Raw genomic sequence first — 23837 nt, 5'->3', positions numbered from 1 at the left:
TTGGTTTGTATTTATTAGATGCGACTGAAGTTGTCGCGGATGCCGCGTAGAATGCGGTCAATCATCATCGCCACGAGGGCAATTGCGATACCGGCCAAAAGGCCCTTGCCCGCCTGAGCATCACCCAAGGCGGCGGTCACGATGGCACCCAATCCTTCGGCACCGATGAAAGCGGAAATCGTCGCCATGGATAGGGCCAGCATGATCGTTTGGTTCAGGCCAGCCATGATGGATGGCACCGCCATCGGCAGTTCCACCTTACGCAACAGCTGCCGTTCCGAGGCGCCGAAGGCCAAGGCGGCCTCTTTCGTGCTTTCGGGGACCTGGCGAATGCCAAGTGCGGTAAGCTTGATCATCGGTGGCATCGCAAAGACCACGGTGGCCAGCACCGCAGGTGGCTGAGAGATGCCAAAGAAGGCCACAGCAGGCACCAGATAGCTGAGCGATGGGATTGTCTGCATCACGTCCAAGATCGGTTCGGTGATGAACCTCGCTATCTTGTTCTTGGCCATCCAGATGCCGATGGGCAATCCGACCAGGACACAGACCGCGGTCGAGACGACCACCAGCGCCATGGTTTGCATGGCGATCTGCCACAGCTCAAAGAGGGCAAGGAACGCCAGGGATGAGCCCACAAAGACCGTGGTGCCCGGCCCCGTGTAGGCCCAACTGAGCGCCAGGAACAGGAAGGCGACCACCGGCCAAGGCGTTTGCATAAACGCCACCTCCACCCGGATCAGCGATTGGCGCAAGACGCTTGTCATCGCGTCAAAGGCACCGGCAAAGGAGGCCCGCAGCCAGTTGATGGAGATGTCGATGCTTTCCGCGGAATAGGTGAACAGCGTCACTTTGCGCCCCTCAACGGGCGGCTTGATCTGTTCGATCACTTCGACAACGCCCTCATCGTTCGTGATCCGGCGATAGGTCACGTCTTCTGGGGGATCCAGCCGCGCAAGGGTTGGGAAATCGTCGATGAAGAAGCAATCAAAGCGGTCCCGTGCGGTGATGGCTGCATATTCGTCCACCTGATCCGCCTCGCGGCGCAGATCACGCGCCTCGCTGCGCGCGGCGCTGCGTTCTGTGTTCTGCTCTGATGTGCGGTCCGTGATCGCATTAAGCGTATCAAAGCGCGCCTGGGCGGCATCCGCATCGGCCAGCACAGCGGCCCGCAAGCCCGGCAGATCATCTGACGGATAGCGTGCGGCCAGGTTCTCAACCGCTTCAGCGGCACGGATTTGGTTAAAGCATGCGCGCTCGTCCAAGCGCAGCTGCGTGGCACGATAGGTGGTCAAAGGAGCCACAATGGCAATCACTACCAGACCAACAATCAGCCGTTTCATGACGGTGCCTGAAGGCACCGCCTCATCAATGCGCCAGCGGGCGTATTGGCCAAAATACCAGCGGTTTGCCTGTGTCCCCATCCAAAGCCGTCCGCCCACGAACAGCAGGCCTGCGGCCCAGGAGTAGGTGGTGACCCACCCAGAGTAGCGCGCGATCAGCGTCTTGTTCGCCTCTGGATCCAGCTGTGCTTCCGCCAAGAGCGGTGAGAATTTGACCACCTGCATCAAGCAGACCAATGCCAGCACATCAATCGCAAGAGAGATCCAGAACATCAGCCAAACACCGCGCCAGGCGGCCCAGAGCCATGGGATCAATAGACCCCAGATGTTCATGGCAAAACGGGGCAAGGTGCCTTTCTGGATGCGCTCAAAGACGTCTGAGAAATAGCTCTCACCGGTTGTGACAAAGGTTCCGACGCTGACGTCTCGGTCGATGACTTCGCGTTTCTCTGCTCCGCTCATTGGTCGCTGCTCCCTTGCAGACCCTTCAGCAGGGTATTCTTGTCCACGACGCCCACCAGCGTGTCGCCGTCCTTGATCAACACAGGCGCATCTGTGCCGGTGCTGAGTTCAACGAGTGTGTCGAGGTCATCATCAGGCCGCGCCACGGGGTGATCAGCGCCGTTTAGGGCGCCGTGCTCTTCTGGGCTGACCATGATCTTGGCGGCAGACACCAGTTTCAGACGGCTGATCCCGGCGACAAAGTCGGCCACATAATCATCTGCGGGGGCGGTCACGATGTCTTCGGCGGTGCCGATCTGCACGATCTCACCGTCCTTCATGATGCCGATGCGGTCGCCCATGCGGATCGCCTCATCCAGGTCATGGGTAATAAAGACCGTCGTTTTTTTGAGGTTCTGGCTGAGGCCCAGGAATTCGTCCTGCAGGTTGCGTCTGATCAGCGGGTCCAGGGCCGAGAACGGTTCATCCATCAGCAGGATTTCAGGATCTGCCGCCAGGGCGCGGGCCAGGCCAACGCGCTGCTGCATCCCGCCCGACAGCTCAGACGGCAGACGGTCGCCGTAACCATCCAGGCTAACGGTTTCCAACGCCTGATCCGCGGCCTTGGCCCGGGTGTAGCCGTCCATGCCGCGCAACTCCAAAGCAAAGCCGATGTTATCGCGGACCGAGCGGTGCGGCAGCAGGGCCATGTTCTGAAACACCATGCCGATCTTATCGGCGCGGGTGGCGCGCAGCTCTTCTGTTTTCATCGCGCCAATATCCGCGCCCATCACGCGGATGGTCCCGGCGGTGGGCTCAATCAACCGGTTGATGTGGCGCACAAGAGTGGATTTGCCGGAACCAGACAGACCCATCAGGCAGAAAATCTCACCCTCAGACACGGAAAAACTGGCGTCTTTTACACCAACAACAGCGCCAAAACGCTCCAACACTTCGGGCTTGCCTATGCCTTCGGCGTGGATGGCTGCCATGGCCTCATTGGCCCTTTCGCCAAAGACCTTCCAGACGCCATCAAGTTCTACAACCGGGTCGCTCATGCACGCGCCCTTTCTCTTTTTGGATCGAAAAATGGAATATTGCAGACGGTCGCGGTGAGCCGCTTCATATGACCGTCGAGTTGCCCAACCTCCAGCTGGGTGCCAACCTCGGCATGTTCGACGGCCAACCGCGCCATGGCGATTGTGCATTCAAACATCGGAGAACGGGTCGCTGAGGTGATCACACCAACGGGACGTTCCCCAAGATACACATGCGCGCCGTGGGCGGGCACATCGTTGCTGTCAAACTTCAACCCTTTCAGCAGGCGGCGCGGGTCACGTGCATTGCGTTCAAGGGCGGCTTTTCCAACAAAGTCGTCTTTGGTCATGCTGAGCGCAAAGCCCAATCCGGCCTCATGGGCATCAATGCCCGCCGCAAACTCAGCCCGCGCAGCCAGACCTGCCTCAATCCGAATGATCTCAAGCGCGGCGGAGCCCATGGGGGTGATCCCAAACTCTTCGCCTGCGTCCATCAGGGCATCCCAAAGTGCGGGCGCATCGCTGGCCGAGCAAAAAAGCTCATACCCCAGTTCGCCGGTATAGCCTGAGCGGGAGAGCATGAAGGGCACACCATCGCGGTCGCCGACACGCGCCAGGGTAACGCCGAACCACTTCACCTCATCCAGGCTGGGCCGGTCCGGCAGGGTAAAGACGATCTTGCGCAGCACGTCGCGCGCACGCGGCCCTTGCAGCGCCAGATTTGGCAGGGCGTTGTCCATGCTGTGGATGCGCGCCTGATAGCCTTCTTCATCCGCAATCTCTTGCAGCACACGCCCGCTTTCTTCGGTGCCACAGCACCAGCGGAAAAGATCAGGGGCCAGACGGAAAAGCGTGCCGTCATCAATAACGGTGCCCTGCTCATCACAGATCAACGCATAGGTGCCGCGATACACCGAAAGGCGCGCCACATCGCGCGACATGGCCTTTTGCAGCAGGCGTTCGGCATCTGGGCCGATGATATCGTATTTGCGCAGGCTGGACATATCCTGCAGCGTTACCTTTTCGCGGCAGGCCCAGTATTCGCCCAGCGTGCCAACGGACGGATAGCTGACCGGGGCCCAGGTATCACGGGCGGCTGCAAAGTGACTGGTCAGTTTTGACGTTGCAGCGTGAAAAGCGCTTTCCTGGCTGATCGACATCGGCGCGTCTTCCTTTTCGCGGTAGGCCACAGCGCGCTGAATGGGCGTGTCTGGCCGGTAGATGCGCACATGCACATCTGTTGGGTTCCATCCGTTGATGGGGTCAATATCATCTGGGCAAGCGGTTGAGACGCAGACCATCGGATCAAGCGCTTCGAGTGCGATGTAATCGCCGGGTCGGGAATGGCTTTCTTCCGTCATCAGCTGGTGGCTGTGCTGATCAATCCACGTGCTCCAGAAAAAGTTGATCGCAGGCCAGGCCGGACGGTTGGCCACGCCGTAGGGATCGAGCGCATAGGAGATGTTGTCAGAGCAATTCAGATGGCCAGGAAACCCACGGTCTTCGTAGCTGCGTGCGGTGCAGGCCATGCCAAAGGCATCGTGGCGGCCACAGGTATCTTGGACCACCCGCAGCATCGGGTTGAGGTGGCCATCATAAAACTTGTCGAAAATGCCAGGCCCCGGATAGGCCCCCCGCACCATGGAGCGGGTTGCGGTGCTGTCGATGGTCCGCTCAAACCCTTTTTCCAAGGCATCCGACCGCAGCGCCATGAAATCAGAGCATTGCTGCCCTTCCAGGTCGATGATTTGCACCACCTCACCGGGTTGCAATTCATAGGCCATCGCCGTGCCGCGTTTGACGGTGAATTCATCCCGGATCGCGGCCAGCGGAGGCGGCAGCAGCGCTTTGGCACCGGCATTGGCGGGCTTAACGGCCACTTCGACCCGGCCCACGCTTCTGGCGCTGACCAGCTGATCCGCTGCCAGTGGGAACAGGACCCAGACAGAGCACGCCTCTTTGGCGCGCAAGGGCACCAGATCATCCACCGTGACTTGTGCAACGCTCAAAGTTAGCGGGGCATCGCCGCCCTGCGCCTGCCGCCAGCCCAAAAGTGGCGCGCTGTCAAAGTCCCGCACATCAACAGTGTGGTTGGCCGCCAGATCCAAAAACTCTGTCCGGGTCTGACCTTTGCTGTCAAAAACGGCAAGGCTGACGGTCTGCGCCCCTTCAATGGGATGCAAAGACAGCAGGTCATCTGCAGCCAAGTCGACATGCAGAGCGCCGCGCGCCGAAAGTCTGTGCACAATGGTTTCGGATTTGCCCAAAAAGCCGGGAAAGGCCCGCCCTCCTCCAGCAAAGCCCATATTGCTCATCGTACGGTTTACGACTGGTTGTAGCACATTTTCCCCAGAATTTGGCTATGTAACCAGTTACACACCCAGCTTAGTGTGTGAGTCAACCCGTTTTGTAACTGGTTACATGCAGAATTGTCACGCGCGCCGTCCTGTGCTTAAGTTTCACGCATGACATTGAGGCGGGGGAAGAAGCGGGCCAATCTGCGGGATGTGGCACAGGTGGCAGGCGTGTCCGTTGCAACGGTGTCGCGGGTGCTGAATTCGCCCGATGTTGTCCAAGTGACCACGCGCGCCCGTGTCGAAGCCGCCATCAATGAGCTGGGGTTTCATCCCAGCGCTGCGGCACGTGCCATCAATTCAGGCCGCAGCAAGATTATTGGCGCGCTGATCCCCACTTTGAACAACGATATCTTTGCCCTGACGCTCGATACGATCGAAGACCGTTTGAGCGATTTTGGTTTTTCGCTCGTGGTTGCCACCACCGATGAAGACCCCGCCAAAGAAGCGCGCAAGGCCAAAGAGCTGCTTGATATCGGGGTTGAGGGGCTTTTGTTGTCGGGGGTGACGCATGGAGCGGACTTGCATGCTTTTGTGGCACATACCCGTGTGCCTGCGGTCGCCATCTCATATTACGCGCCCGATTATCGCTATCCGACCATTGGCTATGACAACCGCGCGGCAGCGCGGCTGGCCTTGGAGCACGTGCTATCCTTGGGGCACCGCAACATCGCCATTGTGCATGGCCCGGTTGACCCCAATGATCGCACGCGGGACCGGATTGCGGGGATCAACGATCTTGCCGATCAGGCAAGGCTGACCTTCTTTGAGGCCGAAATGACAGCCGGCGGGGGTGGGGCCACCGTTGTGAAGGCCCTGTTGGCGGGCCAGCATTTTGACGCCTATATGTGTTTGACAGATGTCTTGGCCTTTGGCGTGATTTTTGAGCTGCAGCGTCAAGGTTTTCGGGTGCCGGATGATGTATCGGTAATGGGGCTGCATGATTTGCCCAGTTCAACCGCGATTTTCCCACGGCTTTCCACCGTCAGACTGCCTGCCGTTCAAATGGGCGCACGTGCAGCAGAGGCCATCGCATCATGGGTTGAGACCGGCGAACGCCCCGCGCCAATCTGCCTGACGTCAGAGCTGAAGGTACGCGAATCCACTGCGCCGTCTGCGCAGGTCTGAACGGCCTTGGAAAATGCGTGTTTGCGATTGCCCTTTGACGGCCCCACTGGCACAGACCGGGCATGATCATCCGCACCCATACCAAAGGCGATGCACCATCTGAGGCTGTCTATTCCGATTGTGAGGCCTACCGGTACAGTCTGACCCGCACCTGGGACAGCAGAGCCCCGCGGGTGATGTTTGTGATGCTGAACCCCTCAACGGCCAGCGAAGTGCAGAATGACCCCACAGTTGAACGCTGCGAACGGCGCGCGCGGCATCTGGGATATGGGGCCTTTCGTGTCACCAATATTTTTGCCTGGCGGGCCACAGACCCACGACAGATGCGCGCCGCGGCTGATCCTGTTGGCCCTGAGAATGATCTTTCCCTTGTAGCGGGGGCGGCTTGGGCCACGGATATCATCGCCGCCTGGGGCGTGCATGGGGCGCACCGCGGACAGGGGCCTGCCGTGGCAGAACGGCTGTTGGCGGGTGACACGCCTGTGTTTCATTTGGGCTTGTCGAAAGAAGGCCACCCCAAGCATCCGCTCTATTTGCCCTACACACAGCAACCGATCCGCTGGACGGGGGCAGAATAAACCTTTGCCAACGGGGTGGATATTTCCTATACGCCACCGTCGCTGTCCGAATCCCGGAACCCACAGCGCATCTCCATGGGCCTGAGCTGGACGACATCCCGGCCTGCGCCATACCTGAAACCTTAGACCCGAAAGGAGACCCCGATGTCGATTACAGCTGAAGAAAAGCAGCGCATCATGAAGGAATTTGCGACCAAAGTGGGCGACACTGGCTCCCCAGAGGTGCAAGTGGCGGTTCTGTCCTCGCGCATTGCGACACTGACAGAGCACTTCAAGACGCACAAGAAAGACAACCACGGCCGCCGTGGCTTGCTCAAAATGGTGGCGACACGCCGTAAATTGCTGGACTATGTCAAAGGCAAAGATGAGGCCCGTTATCAGGACCTGATCAAGCGCCTGGGCCTGCGCCGCTAAGCGCACCCCTCAGCAAGAACCGAAAGATCGCGCCGCATTCCGGCGCGATTTTTTTGTGCGCTGGCCCTTGGCGTGCGCTCTTGATCGCGGTGGATGCAAATGCCCGCTTGTCCGACGGCGGTTTTCGCCCTAGGGATTTGCGCCGGAACCAAGGGGAGGTGCGCAAATGTCCAAAACTATCGTCAATTCATGGAACGAATGGGACCCGCTGAAACATGTCATCGTCGGCCGGGCGGATGATTGCCACATCCCGCCGGAGGAACCCGCGCTGGACGCGAAAGTGCCCGAAGACAGCGACATGCGGGGCCAATGGGGCCGCCGCCCGCAGGAAACCATCGACCGCGCCAATGAGCTGTTGGATAACTTCGCAGCCCAACTGCAAGCCCGCGGTGTGCGCGTGGACCGGCCCACGCCGATTGATCATGCCCTGCCTGCGACAACGCCCGATTTTCACACCGACAGCCAGTTTGGCTGTATGCCGCCGCGCGATGTGCTGTTGACGGTTGGCTCTGAGATCCTGGAAGCCACCATGTCCTATCGGTGCCGGTGGTTTGAATATCTCAACTACCGCCCGCTGATGCAGCAGTATTGGGACGAAGACCCGAATTTCCGCCATGAGGCAGCACCCAAGCCGCGTCTGACAGATGCGGATTACCATCCCGATTACCTCAGCGATAAGATCGGGGTTGAGAAACGGTTGCAGTGGGCGGCAGAGAAGTTCTTTGTCACCACCGAAGAGGAGCCGTTGTTCGATGCCGCGGACGTGCTGCGCTTTGGCCGCGACCTGGTGGTCCAGCACGGCTTTACCACCAACCTAAAGGGCATCGAATGGCTGCGCCGTCACTTCCCCGATCACCGGGTGCATACGGTCAACTTCCCCGGCGATCCCTATCCCATCCACATCGACGCGACCTTTACGCCGCTGCGCCCTGGTTTGATCCTGAACAACCCGCAGCGCCGCTTGCCCGACGACCAGCGCGGGATGTTTGAGGCCAACGGCTGGGAGATCGTGGATGCCGCACAGCCTGCGCATAACACGCCGCCGCCCTTGTGCTATTCCTCAACCTGGTTGTCGATGAATGTGCTGGTGCTGGACCCCAAAACCGTCTGCGTTGAAAAATCCGAGGTCTATCAGGCCGAGCAGATGGACAAGCTGGGCATGGAAGTGGTCGAGGTGGAGCTGCGCGATGCCTATGCCTTTGGTGGCGGATTGCATTGCTGCACGGCGGATGTCTACCGCGAGGGCGGCTGCGAGGATTATTTCCCCAGCCTGTCTGCATAATGACAGATCTGCCGCACCTCGCTTTGTCGGTGCGGCAGCCTTGGGCCTGGGCGATCATCCACGGCGGCAAGGTCATTGAGAACCGCACGCTTGGCGCGATCCGGGCGGGCAATATGGTGACAGGCCGGATTTGCATTCACGCAGCCACGGGCATGAAAGAAGACGAGTACCGCTATGCTTTGTGGCGGTTGGCGCGCCACGGGGTGACCTGCCCCCGGCCTGATGCCCTGCTGCGCGGCGCGATCATTGGCACCGTTGAGGTGACCGAGATTATCACACAATCCGACAGCGAATGGTTCGGCGGCGAGGCAGGGTTGGTCCTGGAAGGCCCGCAGGCGATAGATCCGATCCCGGCACGGGGCGCGCTAGGGTATTTTGAATGGCAACAGGCGGAGGATTTCGCGCCAGTCGCGCCTTGGATGCGCCGGTTTGACCGGCCCGGTGGGGATGGTGCCACCGGATCGCTGTTTCCAGACGAGCCGCCTTCATACAAAGCGCCGCCCCGGAAACCTTGGGGCGGGCGGGGATAGATTACGCTCGGACCCTCTGGCTTTAGTGGTGGGATGAGAGGGCGGAGTAAGTTGTAGTGGAAAGATGAAGCGCGGGTGGGGTGCGTAAAACGGGCCGCTGCGTTTTGGGGCGAGGCGGTTTTGGGGCGAGGCGGTTTTGGGGCTACGCGGCCAAAGGGCGGCTGAGCAGCCAGGGGGCTTGGGCGGAGATGCTGAAAAAATCAGCAATCCTTAGGAAAAATGCGGTTGGACCCGGCTTAGACAGGCATGTTTTCGAAGAAATCCTCTTCTTCTTCGTCCAAAGCAGCCTCCATCCGGCGCAGTTCTGCGGGTATCGGCTGATCATGGGATTTGAGCGCGGCGATCACACGTTCAATCCCTGGGCGCATTGCAACCCTTTGTGAAGGCTTGGCTTTGCCAAACAGGAATTCCAGTTTGCGGACTTCGTTCTTGAGTTCGATCGTTGTCATGATTTCCTCCCATGGCGTCGATTCCCTTTATTTTATCACAACCGGCGCGGGTGAGGGTTAATCTGGGTCAAACACGGCACCATCGGCGGAATTCTCCGCCGCGCGGCGGGTGTCTTGGGGGTCAATCGTATTCGTAACTCACCTGGGCCTGATCAAACCGGCCTGCTGTCAGATCCTCGGGCGAGATCCAAACCTTGATCGCCCCTTCGGCGAGGCCCAGGTGCCCAGCGCCGCAAAACTGCATGAGCATATGCTTGTCCGCGTTCAGCTCATTGGCGTCCTGAATGGCATAGCCTGTGCCAAACATCTGCAAGCTGGCCGTGCGTTGTGCGCTATCAGCCTGCAGGATGGCCAACCGCTGAATAGGGTCAGGCAGTTTGCGAAAGATCTCGGGGGCGGCATGGACCATCGCGGTCAGCGTCTGGGTGGTTGTGTCGCTGAGCCGGCGATAGCGCGTGCCCTCACCTGACCGGTAAAGCGGCGCATAGATACCGCCCGCGTTTTGGCCAAACGGGAGCGTGATGCTGTCAAAAACCTCGTGTGCTTGCGCCAATGCCGCGTCTGGCAGGGCATCCCACGGGTCTTTGTCCTGCACCAGTGCTTGGAACGCCTGCACCATGGCGGCGTAATCCTCTCGGCGGTCCAAAAGCGCCTGTGAGGCCGCTTGGTGCTTTTCCAAGGCCTTGCGATATTTTTCAACGATATCGGCCGTGGTTGTAGAAGGATCCTCCGCATTTTTGCGTTCTGCAGCCTCAAAAGAGGTTTGCGCACGTGCTACGTCTTTTTCGGCACGCGCATGGCTTGCGTCAAAATCAGCCGTGCTGCGCGGCAGGGTCATGGCAAATCGCTGCAAGCTGTCCCAAAGCCAAGGGTCCGCTTGATTGGGCAGACAGCCTGCCAGGCTATTGGCCGACATCAGCGCAGCTCTGGGCATGTCGAACGGCTTGGGCTCTGTGGGCCGGGTTGGCGTAAATTTGACCGGGTAGCGGCGAAGAAACCGCAGATCCTCATGGCGCGGCAGGGGTGCCTCGAACCCGCCGCCTGCCATGCGAGAAATCTCTGGCAGGTCGTCAGGCAGCGCTGAGGGGCCCGGTTGGGTGACATGCAGGACTTTGACGCCGATCTCTTGGCGGACATCCGACATGGGAAGGAAAAATGCCAGCTGGCCATCTGAGGGCAACGGCAGGGCCCCTGAAAGGCGCGCGGTTTCGGCCAAATCAATGGTTGCCACATGGGTCATGGGCAGATTGGCCGCACATCTGGGCCAGGCCAGCGTGCCTAACTTTGGCGCGCCGCCGAACCAGCTTGCTGAGGTGAGAAATGCCGTATCATCACCGCGCCCGTGAAGTTGGCCATAAAGGGCTGGCAAGACGTCGATTGGATCCGGGAAAAGATCGTTGATCCAGCTTTTGTCATCGTCCTTGGATGGACCTGCGTTCATCCATGCGCCCAGTCTTGCGAAAAATCCCATCTAAATACCCTGCCCTCTTTTTTACACACGCGGCTGATGCGCATGAACTTAAGGGGAATCATGGCGATCTTTTGGCCGGCTTCGGGCTTTGTTTTGCGGCCAAACGCTTGCACAGCGCCCTTTCCCTCAGGCCCAAAACCCGCTAGACGCGCGACATCTGAATGCCGGCGCCCGGACCGCAGCGCCGTTTCATAAGAAGATACCGCGGTCAGGGGCAATTCGGCCCCTATGAAAATGGCCCAATGCGGGCCGAACTAGGAAACGTAGATGTTTAACGTAACGACAAAATCCATACAGTGGGGCGAAGAAACGCTGACACTGGAAACAGGTAAAGTGGCCCGTCAGGCGGATGGGTCCGTGATTGCCACGCTGGGCGAAACCAGCGTGATGGCGAACGTCACATTCGCCAAACAACAAAAGCCAGGTCAGGACTTTTTCCCACTGACCGTCCACTACCAAGAGAAATACTATGCCGCCGGTAAAGTGCCTGGTGGTTTCTTTAAGCGCGAAGCGCGTCCCACGGAAAAAGAGACGCTGACCGCGCGTTTGATTGACCGTCCGATCCGTCCGCTGTTTGTGCCGGGCTTTAAGAACGAAGTTCTGGTGATGTGCACCGTGCTGAGCCACGATCTGGTCAACGATCCTGACATCGTAGCGATGATCGCAGCCTCTGCAGCGCTGACCATCTCTGGCGCGCCGTTCATGGGCCCGATTGCGGGCGCACGCGTGGGCTTTGAAGACGGCGAATATGTGCTGAACCCAACTGTCGATGACATGCAGGATCTGCGCCTGAACCCTGAGCAGCGTTTGGACCTGGTTGTGGCCGGTACCAAAGACGCGGTGATGATGGTGGAATCTGAGGCCTATGAGCTGTCAGAAGAAGAGATGCTGGGTGCGGTGAACTTTGCCCATCAGCAGATCCAGCCGGTGATCGACCTGATCATTGATCTGGCCGAAGATGCGGCGAAAGAGCCGTTTGATTTCCAGCCTGCTGATTACTCTGACCTTTCCGCTGCTATTTCCAAAGCAGGTGAGAAAGAGATGCGCGCCGCCTTTGCGATTGCCGACAAGCAAGAGCGCACCTCAGCTGTGGCCGCGGCACGTGAGACGATCAAGGCAGCGCTTAGCGACGAGCAGTTGGAAGATCCGAACCTGGGATCTGCGATGAAGGGGCTTGAGGCCTCCATCCTGCGCGGTGACGTGGTCAAGACCGGCACGCGCATCGACGGTCGTAAGACCGATGAGATTCGCGACATCGTCAGCGAAACCGGTATGTTGCCGCGTACACATGGCTCCGCGCTGTTCACCCGTGGTGAGACGCAGGGCCTTGTGGTGACCACGCTGGGCACCGGCGACGATGAGCAGTTCATCGACGCGCTGCATGGCAACTTCAAATCCAACTTCTTGCTGCATTATAACTTCCCCCTATTCCGTGGGTGAAGCAGGTCGCGTGGGCCCTCCCGGACGGCGTGAGATTGGGCACGGCAAGCTGGCGTGGCGCGCGTTGCAGGCGGTTTTGCCGGCGGCGACGGATTTCCCTTACACCATTCGCGTGGTGTCTGAGATCACCGAATCCAACGGTTCCTCTTCCATGGCGTCTGTCTGTGGTGGGTCCTTGTCCATGATGGACGCGGGCGTGCCTTTGAAGAACGCCGTGGCCGGTGTGGCCATGGGTCTGATCCTGGAGGACGATGGGTCTTACGCGATCCTGTCCGACATTCTGGGTGACGAAGACCACCTGGGCGACATGGACTTTAAAGTCGCAGGCACCGAGAACGGCATCACATCCTTGCAGATGGACATCAAGGTCGCGGGCATCACACCTGAGATCATGGAGAAAGCCCTGGCCCAGGCCAAGGACGGCCGGATGCACATCCTGGGCGAGATGTCCAAGGCGATCACTGGTGCGGCAGAATTCTCTGTGCATGCGCCTCGGATTGAGACCATGCAGGTGCCGACGGATAAGATCCGCGAAGTCATCGGCTCTGGCGGTAAAGTGATCCGCGAGATTGTCGAGGTTTCCGGCGCGAAGGTCGACATCAACGACGAAGGCATCATCAAGATCGCTTCGCCAAATGGGGACAGCATTCAGAAGGCATACGACATGATCCACGCGATTGTGGCTGAGCCTGAAGAAGGCGCGATCTATACCGGTACTGTGGTCAAGATCGTGGACTTTGGTGCCTTCGTGAACTTCTTTGGCAAGCGTGATGGCCTGGTGCACGTTTCTCAGATCGAGAACCGCCGCCTGAACCACCCATCCGACGTGTTGAAAGAAGGCCAGGAAGTGAAAGTGAAGCTTCTGGGCTTTGACGATCGCGGCAAGGTGCGCCTGTCCATGAAAGTGGTGGACCAGGAAACCGGCGAAGAAGTGAAAAAGGAAGAGAAAGCGGAGGATTAGTCCGCCCCTTTTTCCTAAGCGTTTTGGAAGGCCCCGGTGGAAGCATCGGGGCCTTTTGTTTCTGATAGGCGATGCCGGGACCGACCGTCAGCGCAAACGGAGGCTCAGCCGTCGCATTTGCGGCCTTTGCGCTAGGTAGCGGCCCGGTATAGATACCGCCAATGCCCGCAGCCAAAGCTGAGACTTGCCAACGCCATGAATGACATCTGGGAAGGCCTTTCTGCCGCCTTTTGGCTGGTCGTCACGCTGGATGCGGATCTGGTGGAGATCACGTTGCGGTCTTTGCAGGTCAGCCTGACGGCGCTGGTCGTGGCATCCCTGATCGCATTGCCGCTGGGGACCTGGCTGGCGATCCGGCGGTTCCGCTACCGGCGCACCACGATTGCGCTGTTGAATGCGCTGATGGGGCTGCCGCCGGTGGTGGTGGGGCTGATCGTGTATATTTTGCTGTCCCGCTCGGGGCCATTTGGCGTCTTTGGTCTGCTCTTTACACCTACCGCTATGATCATCGCGCAGGTGGTTATCATCACGCCGCTGATTGCCTCCATCACCCATCAGGCGATGCGCGATCTTTGGGCGGAATATCACGATCTACTGCTGTCCCTGAACGTCTCGCCCGCAATGAAGGTCTGGACGTTGATCGTGGATGGCCGACGTGCGCTGTTGACCGCAGCGCTGGCGGGCTTTGGCCGCGCGATCGGAGAGGTGGGGGCGATTATGATTGTTGGCGGCAATATTGATCACGCCACCCGCGTGCTGACCACGGCCATCGCGCTGGAGACCGGCAAGGGCGACTTTGTCCTGGCGCTGGGGCTGGGCTTTGTCTTGATTGGCCTGGCGGTGACCGTGAACCTGATCATCCACGCGCTTTCGGGCACAGAGCGGAGGGGGCGCTGGTGACGGAGCTGTTTCCGATGACGGCGCAGGGCGTGGTGGTCAAACGGCGGGGCAAACGGCTGCTTGGGCCTGTGGACCTGACCCTGGGAAGCCAAGGAATTACTGTTGTCCTGGGGCCGAATGGGGCGGGCAAGACCACGCTTCTGAAAGCGCTGCACGGATTGGAACGGATCAACGCAGGCCGCATTGACTGGCAGCTGCCTGCGGCTGAGGCGCGGGATCATCAGGCCTTTGTGTTCCAGACGCCAATTCTGCTGCGGCGGTCCGTGCGGGGCAACCTGGCCTATCCTTTGACCCTCAAGCGGATGAGCGGCTCTGATATCGCAGAACGGGTGACACATTGGGCGCGGCGGATTGGGCTGGAGCGGGCGTTGGATCAGCGGGCCAGTCTGCTGTCTGGCGGGGAAAAACAAAAACTGGCCCTGGCCCGCGCACTGATTGCGGAACCTGCGCTGCTGTTTTTGGACGAGCCTTGCACGAACCTGGATGGCCATGCGACCCGCGATATTGAAGCGGTGCTGACATCTGCGCGGGCAGAAGGCACACGGATTTTGATGACAACACATGATCTGGGACAGGCGCGGCGTCTGGCAGATGATGTGTTGTTTCTGCATGCTGGTGAGATTGTTGAACAAGGCCCGGCAGAGGCGTGTTTTGAGGATCCGCAATCCCCAAAGCTGGCCGCATTTTTGAAAGGGGACATCATCGAATGACGCGTTTTCTGCTGAGCTTTATGCTGTGCGCTGCAGCTTTTGTGGCACAGGCCGAGACCATGCGCATGGCGGTGACCACCTCTTTTAACAACTCAGGTCTGTCGGCGGTGCTGCTGCCTCAGATCAAGGCGGATACGGGCATTGACGTGCGCTTGCTGATTGTTGGCACCGGCCAAGCCTTGCGGCTGGGGCAAGCGGGTGACGTGGATGCGATCCTGGTGCATTCAAAGGCGGCGGAGGAGGCTTTTGTCGCCAAAGGCCATGGCACGCACCGGCGTGAGATCATGTACAACGATTTTGTGGTGATTGGCCCGGCGCAGGATCCAGCGGGCGTAAAGGCCGCGGCAGATGCAAGCACTGCGTTGCAGGCCATCGCGACAGCAAAGGCCGATTTCGTAAGCCGTGGGGACGACAGCGGCACTCACAAGAAAGAGATATCGCTGTGGCAAGCTGCAGATCTGATGCCCGATGGGTTTGGCCCCTGGTACAAACCGGTTGGCGCGGGCATGGGCGCTGCGTTGAACACAGCTTCGGGCCTAAACGCCTATATCCTGTCGGATCGGGCCAGCTGGCTGAACTTTGGCAACAAAGGGGGGCTGGCCATCCTGTTTGCCGGTGATCCGACGCTTTTCAACCAATACGCCTATTTGCCGGTGAACCCCGCGCGGCACCCGCATGTGAACGCAAGCGCGGCTGCGAAATTGGAAACCTGGCTTACCTCAGAAACCGCCCGATCCTTAATCAACAGCTATCAGATTGAGGGTGAGACGCTCTTTACCTTTAACGCACGATAAAAATAGTGTGCGCGAAGGTTTGACAACGCCACATTTGGCGATACCACAGGCGCATGCGGTCTTTCATCATCCATCTGACACGAGCGACCTCGCGTGCGGCAAATGTCGGGCGCCTGTTAGAGCTTTTGCCGCAAGCGGAAGTGATTGAAGCCGTCGACAGCAAAGACCCCGATTTTCAGGTCACGGGGCAGATGGGCGGACTGCCGTTGCATCATCCCCCCTACCCTTTTGCGCTGAGCCAGGCGGAAATCGCCTGTTTCATGAGCCACCGCGCCTGTTGGAAGCGCATCGCTGAGGGCGACGCGGATTTCGCCCTGATCGCAGAAGATGACATGACCGTTGATCCTGTGCCTTTTGCGGCGGCACTGGATCTGGCCACACGCTATGCCACCCCGGACAGTTTTATCAGACTGCCCGCCAAAGACCGCGAACGCTCAGCCGGGGCCATCGCGCGGCAAGGCGGGGCGGCGATTTTCCTACCCAAAACGATCGGTTTGCAAGCGGTTTGCCAAATCGTTGGCCGCACCGCCGCCACGCGGTTGTTGGCCGCAAGCGAAAGCTTTGACAGGCCGGTGGACACGACGTTGCAGATGCATTGGGTCACGGGACAGCCGATCCACACGGTCCATCCCAGTGGGATCAGCGAAATGGGGGCGCCCAGCACCATCCAGAACAAAACCCGCCCGGGTGATTTGTTGATGCGAGAGATGCGGCGCGCCAGCTACCGGGCGCAGATCAGGCGCAAGCCTCAGCTGGCATAGCGCATGTGCATATCTGTTCAGATTCAGGGCGCACCCCGCAACCGGTTGGGGCTGCGGGGTGCGGGTTTCGCGCGTGCTGCCTTAGCTTGGGGCCTTGGTCGTCCGCAGATAGGGCAGAACGGTTGTGAACTCACCAAACTTGGCTTTCGCATCTTCGTCGGACACGGTTGCGGGAATGATCACATCATCACCCACATTCCAGTTGGCTGGTGTGGCCACGCCTTTGCCGGTTGAGGTTTGCAGCCCGTCCAACGCGCGCAGCACTTCGGCAAAGTTGCGGCCCACGGTCATTGGATAGGTCATCGACAGCTTAAGCTGTTTGTCTGGGCCAATGATAAAGACAGAGCGGACGGTGGCGCTGTCGGCTGGTGTACGCCCGTCGGGCAAATACGCCTCTGAGGGCAGCATATCAAAGGCTTTGGACACTTCCAGGCCGTCATCGGCGATGATCGGAAAGCCCGCTTTGGTGCCTGCGACCTTTTCGATGTCACCTTTCCACTTCTTGTGGTCTTCGACGCCATCAACGCTGACGCCAATCACTTTGGTGCCGCGCTTTTCCCATTCATCGGCCAACTGGGCAACGGCGCCAAATTCAGTTGTGCAAACCGGTGTGAAATCTTTGGGATGGGAGAACAGGATGGCCCAGTTGTCGCCTACAAAATCGTGCAGCGAAATGGTGCCGTGGTCTGTTTCAACCGTCAAATCGGGAATTGTGTCGTTGATGCGCAAGCCCATGGTGTCCTCCAGGATCAAAGTCAAATTGCAAAGCGAATGTAACCATTAATCTGGGCCACACCACCCCTTGCGGCGCTGCAAGGGCAATGACATTGTGGCGCGAATTTGGGTGCAGCATGGTTCTGCGCCCCTGAGATGGAGGAGTATCTCATGCTGGAAAAGCGCGACTTTTATATCAATGGGCAATGGGTTGCCCCGGCCAAAGCCAATGACTTTGCGGTCATTGACCCGTCAACCGAAGAACAATGCGCCGTGATTTCACTGGGAGATCAGGCAGATACGGATGCCGCAGTTGCCGCAGCGCGCGCCGCATTCGACAGCTGGTCCATGACATCGCGGGACGAGCGGATGGCGCTGATCCAAAAGCTGGCGGAAATCTATGACCGCCGCCAAGAAGAGATGGCGCAGGCCATGTCGCTTGAAATGGGTGCGCCCATTGAGCTGAGTCGCGCCCAGCAAGTTGGCGCAGGCAGCTGGCACATCGGTGGTTTCCTCAAGGCGTTTGAAAACTTCTCGTTTGAGCGGGACTTCACCAGCACTGAAAAGACATTGCTTGAGCCCATTGGCGTCTGCGCGCTGATCACGCCTTGGAACTGGCCGATGAACCAGATCATCCTCAAGGCCATCCCCGCAATCGCGACAGGCTGCACGGTTGTGCTGAAACCGTCTGAGATTGCGCCGCTGTCTGGCCTGCTGTTTGCAGAATATATGGATGAGGCGGGCTTTCCTGCCGGTGTGTTCAACATGGTCAACGGCGATGGTGTGGGTGTGGGCAGCCAGCTTTCTGCGCATCCAGACGTGGATATGGTCAGCTTTACCGGCTCCACGCGTGCAGGCATCGCCATTTCCAAAGCCGCGGCTGATACGCTCAAGCGCGTGTCACTTGAGCTGGGCGGCAAAGGTGCCAACATCATCTTTGAAGACGCCGATCCCAAGGCCGCCAAAGCAGGTGCGATCCGTTGCTTCCGCAACTCGGGCCAGTCCTGTAACGCCCCAACACGCATGTTGGTGCATAAATCGCGCTATGACGAAGCGGTTGAAATGGCGGCGGACGTTGCCACCAACACCCATGTTGGCCCGGCCTCTGAGACCGGCAAACATATCGGGCCTGTCGTGTCTGAGGTGCAGTTCAACAAGATCCAAGGTCTGATTGAAAAGGGTATGTCAGAGGCACGCCTGGTGGCCGGTGGTCTGGGCCGCCCTGACGGGCTGAACCGCGGCTATTACGTCAAGCCAACGGTGTTTGCGGATGTGACCAACGAGATGACCATCGCGCAGGAAGAGATCTTTGGCCCGGTGCTGTCGATCATTCCGTTTGAGACCGAAGAAGAAGCGGTGCGGATCGCCAATGACACGCCTTATGGGCTGACAAACTATGTCCAGACCGAAGACGATGACAAACGCCGCCGCGTCGCGCGTCGCTTGCGCTCAGGCATGGTGGAAACCAACGGGTCTGGCTTTGCACAGGGCTCTCCTTTTGGGGGGTACAAACAATCCGGCAACGGCCGCGAAGGCGGCGTTTATGGGCTGGAAGAGTTCTTGGAAGTCAAAGCCGTCTCCGGTTGGGCTGCCAAATAGCACCGGCTGATACCAACATCTTAAGGGCCGTCCAGCTTGGGCGGCCCTTTTTTGTGCGCACCTGCGCCACGCTTGACCTGAAAACACCCGGCCCCTTACGCTGACGGGATATTTAAACATTTTGGAAAAGCAGAACCGTCATGCAGCTGGATTACGACGACGAACGTTTCTTAGAGGCCCTGGGCGACATCAAAGAACGTTACCTTTCGATGATCCGCAAATGCGAGCTTTATGAGGCAGCTTTGACAGGGGCGGATGAATGGGCCGTACCCAGCGTTGAGAACAAAGAAGGGCAGTTTCACTATATCCCTTACAATATTGATGCGCTGGCCGACACGATCCTGGAACTGGCGACATTGCTGCCAGATGACCCTGATTTCAAACACTCCCGCCAGCCGATCAGGCCGTTGAGCTTTGTCGAGGTTGGCTGTGGCATCGGACGCAATCTAAACGTGATACAGCGCCAGCAACTGCTGCCGATCACAAAAGCCGTCGGTTTTGACATCGTGCCTGAGTATATTGAGACCGCACAGCAGATCTATGGGCTGGGCGACGACGTCTTTGTCCATGACTGTATGGAATTTGATTATGGCGGCTTTGACCTGATCTTTTTTTACCGGCCCTTTTCAGATGATAAAATGGAAGTGAAGTTTGAAAATCACTTGATCGACAGTGCAAAATCAGGGGCGGTCATCCTGGCGATGAGTAATGAGAGGTTCGATAAATCGCGCAAGGTTGCCGAAATTGGGCCGTCAGGGTCCATCTACAAAAAGCTCTAGTGTCAGGACCCTTTGCTTTAAAAAGGTGCTTTGCTGCGGATCTTGATTGTACGTCCCCCATCGGGGTGTTTGAACCGCAGCTCTTCTGAATGCAGCATCAGGCGGGGATAATCGCGCGCGGGGCCGGTGGCATAGAACGGATCGCCCAGTATCGGGTGGCCTAGGGCCAGCATGTGGACGCGCAACTGATGGCTGCGCCCGGTTTTGGGATGCAGACGAACCCGCGATGTCTCCCCATCTGATTTCAGCAATTTCCATTCGGTCTGTGCGGGCTTGCCAGTCTCATGACACACTTTTTGACGGGGGCGGTTGGGCCAATCCACGATCAGCGGCAGGTCCACTTCGCCAGATGTCTCAGCTGGCACACCCCAGATCCGCGCGACATAGGTTTTGCGCGTCATCCGCTTTTCGAACTGCAGGCCCAGATGCCGTTGCGCATGGGGCGTCAGCGCAAAGATCATCACACCGGATGTGTCCCGGTCCAATCGGTGCACCAAGAGCGCCTGGGGGAAGGCCTGTTGCACGCGGGTGATCAAACAATCAGCCAGGTGTTCGCCTTTACCCGGCACGCTGAGCAAGCCGCTGGGTTTGTCCACCAACAGGACTTCGTGATCATCATGCAGGATCACCAGTGGATCATTGGGCGGGTCATAAGGCTCAGTCACAGTGACGTGGTCCCAGATGTAGGCGCTGGTTTCAACCCACCTTCGCACGGCGCATCTGACGCAGCAGGGAAACCGAATAGATCACCAAGGCGGCCCAGATCATCGGAAAGGCGATCATCCGCGCCTGGCCAAAGGGTTCTTCAAAGACAAAGACCGCAACCAACATGATCATCGTGGGCGCGACATATTGCAGGATGCCGATGGTGGACAGCCGCAACAGCTTGGCCCCATTGGCATACAGCATCAGCGGCACCGCCGTCACCACACCGCACCCCAGCAAGAGCCAGGTGTCACTGGCACTGCCTTGCGCAAAATGCGACCCGCCGGTGGCCATCAGGTAGGCCAAATAGCCCAGCGCGGGTGGGGTGAGGATCAGAACCTCTAACAAGAAGCCTTGGTTTGGCCCGATGGGCAGGCTCTTTTTCGCCAGGGCATAAAACCCCCAAGACACCGTCAAGGCCAGCGCGACCCAGGGCACACCGCCAGCCTCCACCGCCAGCACCACCACGGCGGCAAAGGCCAGGGTGATGGCCACGACCTGCGCGCGGCTGGGGCGTTCGCCCAAAAGGACAGCGGCCAGAAAGATGCTAAAAAGCGGGTTGATGTAATACCCCAAGGCCGCATCCAGCGCCCGGTCCGTCGCAATGGCCCAGACATAGACACCCCAGTTGATCGACACCAGCGCAGCCGTCACACAGCCCATCGCCAACATGCGTGGGTTGCGCAGGGCCTGGCGCAGCGCATCTGTGCGCCGCAGCGCAATCAGCACCAAGGCGGCAATCGGCACAGACCACAGCACCCGGTGCACCACAACTTCGGCAGGCGGCACATGGGCCAGCATCTTCATATAAAGCGGCAAGAAACCCCAAAGGCCATAGGCGCCCATCGCAAGGATCAACCCCTGCGGCGTGTCCTGATTGGCCTTGGCGGCGCTGGGTTCTGAGTTGGCCATGGCTGGGTCCCCTTCGCGCCAAAGCGCGGGCGCAAAACGCCTTCCGCTATAGAACGAAGGAGGCCCAGCGCGAAAGCGCTATATTGTACCCGTTACACTTTGACCCGTTCCGATTTGGGATCATACATCGGCTTGAGAGAGGCTTCGGCCTTGACCCGTGTGCCCGCCACGTCGATCTCATAGGTTGAGGCAAGCACGTCAGCGGCCTTTTCGCCTTTGCACGGCACATAGCCCAGACCCATCGCCGCACCCAAGGCGTGGCCGTAAGCACCAGAGCTGAGATAGCCCACAATCTCGCCGTCCCGCACGATGGGTTCATTGTGATAAAGCAGCGGCTCTGAATCGGTGAGCTTGAATTGCAGCATCCGGTTTTCCAGACCCTTGTCCTGCTTTTCCAAGATCGCTTCGCGTCCGATGTAATTGGGTTTGTCCTTTTTCACGGCAAAGCCCAGGCCCGCTTCCATCACGTGATCCTCTGACGTGATGTCATGGCCAAAGTGGCGGAACCCCTTTTCGATGCGGCAGGTGTCCATCATGTGCATACCGCACAGACGTTTGCCCATATCCAGGCCCACCTCGGCCAGGGTTTCGAACACATGGCCACACATGTCAGCAGAGACGTAAATCTCCCAGCCCAGTTCACCCACATAGGTCACGCGGTGCGCGCGGGCGACGGCCATGCCGATCTCGATCTCTTGGGCCGTGCCAAAAGGGTTCACGTCATTTGTGAAGTCATTGGGGGACACCAATTGCAGCAGCTCGCGGCTGCGCGGGCCCATGATCGCCAAGACGCCTTCACCTGCGGTTACATCGGTGATCACCACGCGGTAATCGCCCACATGCCGCTGCATCCAGGTCTGATCGGCCAGCCGCGTCGCAGCGGGGGTGACGACCAGATAGGCGGTCTCTGACAGGCGGGTCACGGTCACATCCGCCTCAATCCCGCCGCGCTTGTTGAGGAACTGGGTATAGACGATCTTGCCCACCGGCACAGAATAATCGCCGCCGCCCACATAGTTCAGAAAGGCTTCTGCATCGGGCCCTTCCACGCGGATCTTCCCGAAAGAGGACATGTCATACATGCCCACAGACTGGCGCACGGCCATGTGTTCTTCGCGCACGTTGTCAAAGAAGTTCTGACGCGACCAGCTGTAGTTATACTGCGGCTCTTGCGCTTCGCGCGCAAACCAGTTGGCGCGTTCCCAGCCCGCCAGTTCGCCCATCACCGCGCCGCGGTCCAACAGGTGGTTGTGGAACGGCGTGCGGCGCACGCCGCGCGCGGTGTCCTTTTGACGGAAGGGGAAGTGATCGGCGTAAAGCAGGCCCAGCGTTTCTTTTGAGCGTTCGGCCAGATAGGTTTTGTTGCCCTGGAAAGGCTGCATCCGGCTGATGTCGACATCGCCCAGATCAAAGGGTTTTTCGCCGTCTTCCATCCACTGCGCCAGCGCCATGCCTGCGCCGCCCGCCGATTGGATACCGATGGAGTTAAAGCCCGCCGCGACCCAGACATTGTCCATCTCTGGGGCCAGGCCCAGGTGGTAGGCGTCATCGGGCGTAAAGCTCTCAGGTCCGTTAAAGAAGGTGTGAATGCCCGCTTCGGCCAGCATCGGCATACGTTCAACCGCGGCCTCCAGGATCGGCTCAAAGTGATCGAAGTCTTCGGGCAGCTGGTCAAATTCAAAATCCGCTGGAATGCCGTTTAGCGCCCAGGGTTTGGCGTTGGGTTCAAAAGCGCCCAAGAGCATTTTGCCTGCGTCTTCTTTGTAGTAGGCGCATTCATCAGGGACGCGCAGCACCGGCAGCTGCTGCAAACCTTCGATGGCTTCGGTGACGATGTAGAAGTGTTCGCAGGCCTGCAATGGCACGTTCACCCCCAACATGCGGCCCACTTCGTGGCCCCACATGCCGCCGCAGTTGACGACCATATCGCAGGTGATGTGGCCGCTTTCTTCACCGCTTTGCCAATCCACGCCCGTGATGCGGCGGCCCTCACGGGTGACGCCTGTGGCCTTGGTGCGTTCAATCACTTTGGCACCGCCCTGGCGTGCGCCCTTGGCCATCGCCAACGCGATGTTGGCGGGATCACCCTGGCCGTCTTTGTCCAGATAGACGGCACCGGTCACCCCTTCGATGTTAAGGTGCTCATAGCGCGACAGCGCCTCCTCTGGGCTGATCTCTTCGACCTCAACGCCAAAGGCGCGCGCCATTGCGGCCTGGCGGTAGATCTCTTCGCGCCGCTCTTCGGTCAGGGCCACGGTGATGGACCCGCAGCGCTTGAACCCGGTGGCAACGCCCGTTTCCGCTTCGAGATTGCCGTAAAGCTCCTGCGAATACTTGGCCAGCTTGGTCATGTTCGCAGTGGCACGCAGCTGCGCGATCAGGCCCGCGGCATGCCAGGTGGTGCCTGAGGTCAGCTGTTTGCGCTCCAACAGAACGACATCTTTCCAGCCAAGCTTGGTCAGGTGGTAAGCAACAGAACATCCGATAACGCCACCACCAATGATGACGACACGCGCATGGGAAGGAACGGCAGGCATG

The 23837-nt window shown here is 59.1% G+C and carries 20 protein-coding genes and 1 pseudogene; 12 read left to right on the top strand and 9 right to left on the bottom strand.

What is annotated here, in order from left to right; genetic code table 11:
- Nucleotides 1–14: 14 nt before the first annotated feature.
- Genes ACZ1HM_RS02860 through ACZ1HM_RS02850 form a run of 3 tightly spaced genes read right to left on the bottom strand, consistent with a single transcriptional unit; the run spans nucleotide 15 to nucleotide 5124 of the window.
- Nucleotides 15–1802, bottom strand: coding sequence for an ABC transporter permease (locus ACZ1HM_RS02860; RefSeq protein ID WP_472741113.1), 1788 nt, complete (start codon nucleotides 1800–1802; stop codon nucleotides 15–17).
- Nucleotides 1799–2839 carry a quaternary amine ABC transporter ATP-binding protein gene (locus ACZ1HM_RS02855; RefSeq protein ID WP_472741112.1) on the bottom strand — a complete coding sequence of 347 codons (1041 nt, stop codon included), beginning with the start codon at nucleotides 2837–2839 and terminating at the stop codon, nucleotides 1799–1801. Before ACZ1HM_RS02855 ends, ACZ1HM_RS02860 begins: the two co-directional genes overlap by 4 nt.
- Complete coding sequence (locus ACZ1HM_RS02850) at nucleotides 2836–5124, bottom strand: DUF1989 domain-containing protein (protein WP_472741111.1); 2289 nt, start codon at nucleotides 5122–5124, stop codon at nucleotides 2836–2838. The genes ACZ1HM_RS02855 and ACZ1HM_RS02850 overlap by 4 nt, the downstream gene beginning before the upstream one ends.
- 159 nt (nucleotides 5125–5283) lie before the next feature.
- Here ACZ1HM_RS02850 and ACZ1HM_RS02845 point away from each other — a divergent pair, with 159 nt between their 5' ends.
- The 5 genes from ACZ1HM_RS02845 (at nucleotide 5284) to ACZ1HM_RS02825 (ending at nucleotide 9104) form a co-directional block, all read left to right on the top strand.
- Nucleotides 5284–6300 carry a LacI family DNA-binding transcriptional regulator gene (locus tag ACZ1HM_RS02845; protein WP_472741110.1) on the top strand — a complete coding sequence of 339 codons (1017 nt, stop codon included), beginning with the start codon at nucleotides 5284–5286 and terminating at the stop codon, nucleotides 6298–6300.
- Nucleotides 6301–6362: 62 nt separating this feature from the next.
- On the top strand, nucleotides 6363–6878 hold the full coding sequence (locus ACZ1HM_RS02840) for a DUF1643 domain-containing protein (RefSeq protein ID WP_472741109.1): 516 nt from the start codon (nucleotides 6363–6365) through the stop codon (nucleotides 6876–6878).
- Nucleotides 6879–7022: 144 nt separating this feature from the next.
- A complete protein-coding gene (gene rpsO / locus ACZ1HM_RS02835; RefSeq protein WP_472741108.1) occupies nucleotides 7023–7292 on the top strand; it encodes a 30S ribosomal protein S15 in 270 nt (89 codons plus the stop codon).
- A 166-nt stretch (nucleotides 7293–7458) separates the two neighbouring features.
- Nucleotides 7459–8574, top strand: a complete 1116-nt coding sequence (locus ACZ1HM_RS02830; RefSeq protein WP_472741107.1) for a serine/threonine protein kinase — start codon at nucleotides 7459–7461, stop codon at nucleotides 8572–8574.
- Nucleotides 8574–9104: an ASCH domain-containing protein gene (locus tag ACZ1HM_RS02825; RefSeq protein ID WP_472741106.1), complete on the top strand. Its 531-nt coding sequence runs from the start codon at nucleotides 8574–8576 to the stop codon at nucleotides 9102–9104. The genes ACZ1HM_RS02830 and ACZ1HM_RS02825 overlap by 1 nt, the downstream gene beginning before the upstream one ends.
- Before the next feature lie 236 nt (nucleotides 9105–9340).
- On the opposite strand, the gene ACZ1HM_RS02820 is transcribed toward ACZ1HM_RS02825, so the two are convergent.
- Nucleotides 9341–9553: a hypothetical protein gene (locus ACZ1HM_RS02820; RefSeq protein ID WP_472741105.1), complete on the bottom strand. Its 213-nt coding sequence runs from the start codon at nucleotides 9551–9553 to the stop codon at nucleotides 9341–9343.
- A 121-nt stretch (nucleotides 9554–9674) separates the two neighbouring features.
- Nucleotides 9675–11024 (bottom strand): DUF1963 domain-containing protein, encoded by a 1350-nt coding sequence (locus ACZ1HM_RS02815; RefSeq protein ID WP_472741104.1) that lies wholly within the window; start codon nucleotides 11022–11024, stop codon nucleotides 9675–9677.
- 267 nt (nucleotides 11025–11291) lie between these two features.
- On the opposite strand from ACZ1HM_RS02815, the pseudogene pnp reads away from it, so the two are divergent.
- The 5 genes and pseudogenes from pnp (at nucleotide 11292) to ACZ1HM_RS02790 (ending at nucleotide 16590) form a co-directional block, all read left to right on the top strand.
- A pseudogene (pnp, locus tag ACZ1HM_RS02810) lies at nucleotides 11292–13425 on the top strand (polyribonucleotide nucleotidyltransferase).
- A gap of 195 nt (nucleotides 13426–13620) precedes the next feature.
- Nucleotides 13621–14325 carry an ABC transporter permease gene (locus tag ACZ1HM_RS02805; RefSeq protein ID WP_472741103.1) on the top strand — a complete coding sequence of 235 codons (705 nt, stop codon included), beginning with the start codon at nucleotides 13621–13623 and terminating at the stop codon, nucleotides 14323–14325.
- Complete coding sequence (locus tag ACZ1HM_RS02800) at nucleotides 14319–15035, top strand: ATP-binding cassette domain-containing protein (RefSeq protein ID WP_472744554.1); 717 nt, start codon at nucleotides 14319–14321, stop codon at nucleotides 15033–15035. Before ACZ1HM_RS02805 ends, ACZ1HM_RS02800 begins: the two co-directional genes overlap by 7 nt.
- On the top strand, nucleotides 15032–15829 hold the full coding sequence (locus ACZ1HM_RS02795; RefSeq protein WP_472741102.1) for an ABC transporter substrate-binding protein: 798 nt from the start codon (nucleotides 15032–15034) through the stop codon (nucleotides 15827–15829). Before ACZ1HM_RS02800 ends, ACZ1HM_RS02795 begins: the two co-directional genes overlap by 4 nt.
- 53 nt (nucleotides 15830–15882) lie before the next feature.
- Nucleotides 15883–16590, top strand: a complete 708-nt coding sequence (locus ACZ1HM_RS02790; protein WP_472741101.1) for a glycosyltransferase family 25 protein — start codon at nucleotides 15883–15885, stop codon at nucleotides 16588–16590.
- Between the two features lie 81 nt (nucleotides 16591–16671).
- On the opposite strand, the gene ACZ1HM_RS02785 is transcribed toward ACZ1HM_RS02790, so the two are convergent.
- Nucleotides 16672–17325, bottom strand: coding sequence for a peroxiredoxin (locus ACZ1HM_RS02785; RefSeq protein WP_472741100.1), 654 nt, complete (start codon nucleotides 17323–17325; stop codon nucleotides 16672–16674).
- Nucleotides 17326–17475: 150 nt separating this feature from the next.
- Between ACZ1HM_RS02785 and ACZ1HM_RS02780 the strand changes: the two genes are divergently transcribed.
- Complete coding sequence (locus tag ACZ1HM_RS02780; protein ID WP_472741099.1) at nucleotides 17476–18903, top strand: aldehyde dehydrogenase family protein; 1428 nt, start codon at nucleotides 17476–17478, stop codon at nucleotides 18901–18903.
- Nucleotides 18904–19043: 140 nt separating this feature from the next.
- Nucleotides 19044–19682 carry a class I SAM-dependent methyltransferase gene (locus ACZ1HM_RS02775; RefSeq protein ID WP_472741098.1) on the top strand — a complete coding sequence of 213 codons (639 nt, stop codon included), beginning with the start codon at nucleotides 19044–19046 and terminating at the stop codon, nucleotides 19680–19682.
- A gap of 17 nt (nucleotides 19683–19699) precedes the next feature.
- Here the strand turns inward: ACZ1HM_RS02775 and ACZ1HM_RS02770 are convergent, their stop codons facing one another.
- The 3 genes from ACZ1HM_RS02770 to ACZ1HM_RS02760 form a co-directional block, all read right to left on the bottom strand.
- Nucleotides 19700–20347, bottom strand: a complete 648-nt coding sequence (locus ACZ1HM_RS02770) for an RluA family pseudouridine synthase (protein ID WP_472744553.1) — start codon at nucleotides 20345–20347, stop codon at nucleotides 19700–19702.
- A 31-nt stretch (nucleotides 20348–20378) separates the two neighbouring features.
- Nucleotides 20379–21299, bottom strand: coding sequence for an EamA family transporter RarD (rarD, locus tag ACZ1HM_RS02765; protein ID WP_472741097.1), 921 nt, complete (start codon nucleotides 21297–21299; stop codon nucleotides 20379–20381).
- A gap of 92 nt (nucleotides 21300–21391) precedes the next feature.
- Nucleotides 21392–23836: a GcvT family protein gene (locus tag ACZ1HM_RS02760; RefSeq protein WP_472741096.1), complete on the bottom strand. Its 2445-nt coding sequence runs from the start codon at nucleotides 23834–23836 to the stop codon at nucleotides 21392–21394.
- Between the last annotated feature and the right edge of the window lies 1 nt (nucleotide 23837).

The sequence above is a fragment of the Sulfitobacter sp. GN1-4 genome (assembly GCF_055693825.1).
The sequence above is the reverse complement of the archived record's forward strand: the minus strand, read 5'-3'. Positions and strand labels throughout refer to the sequence as shown.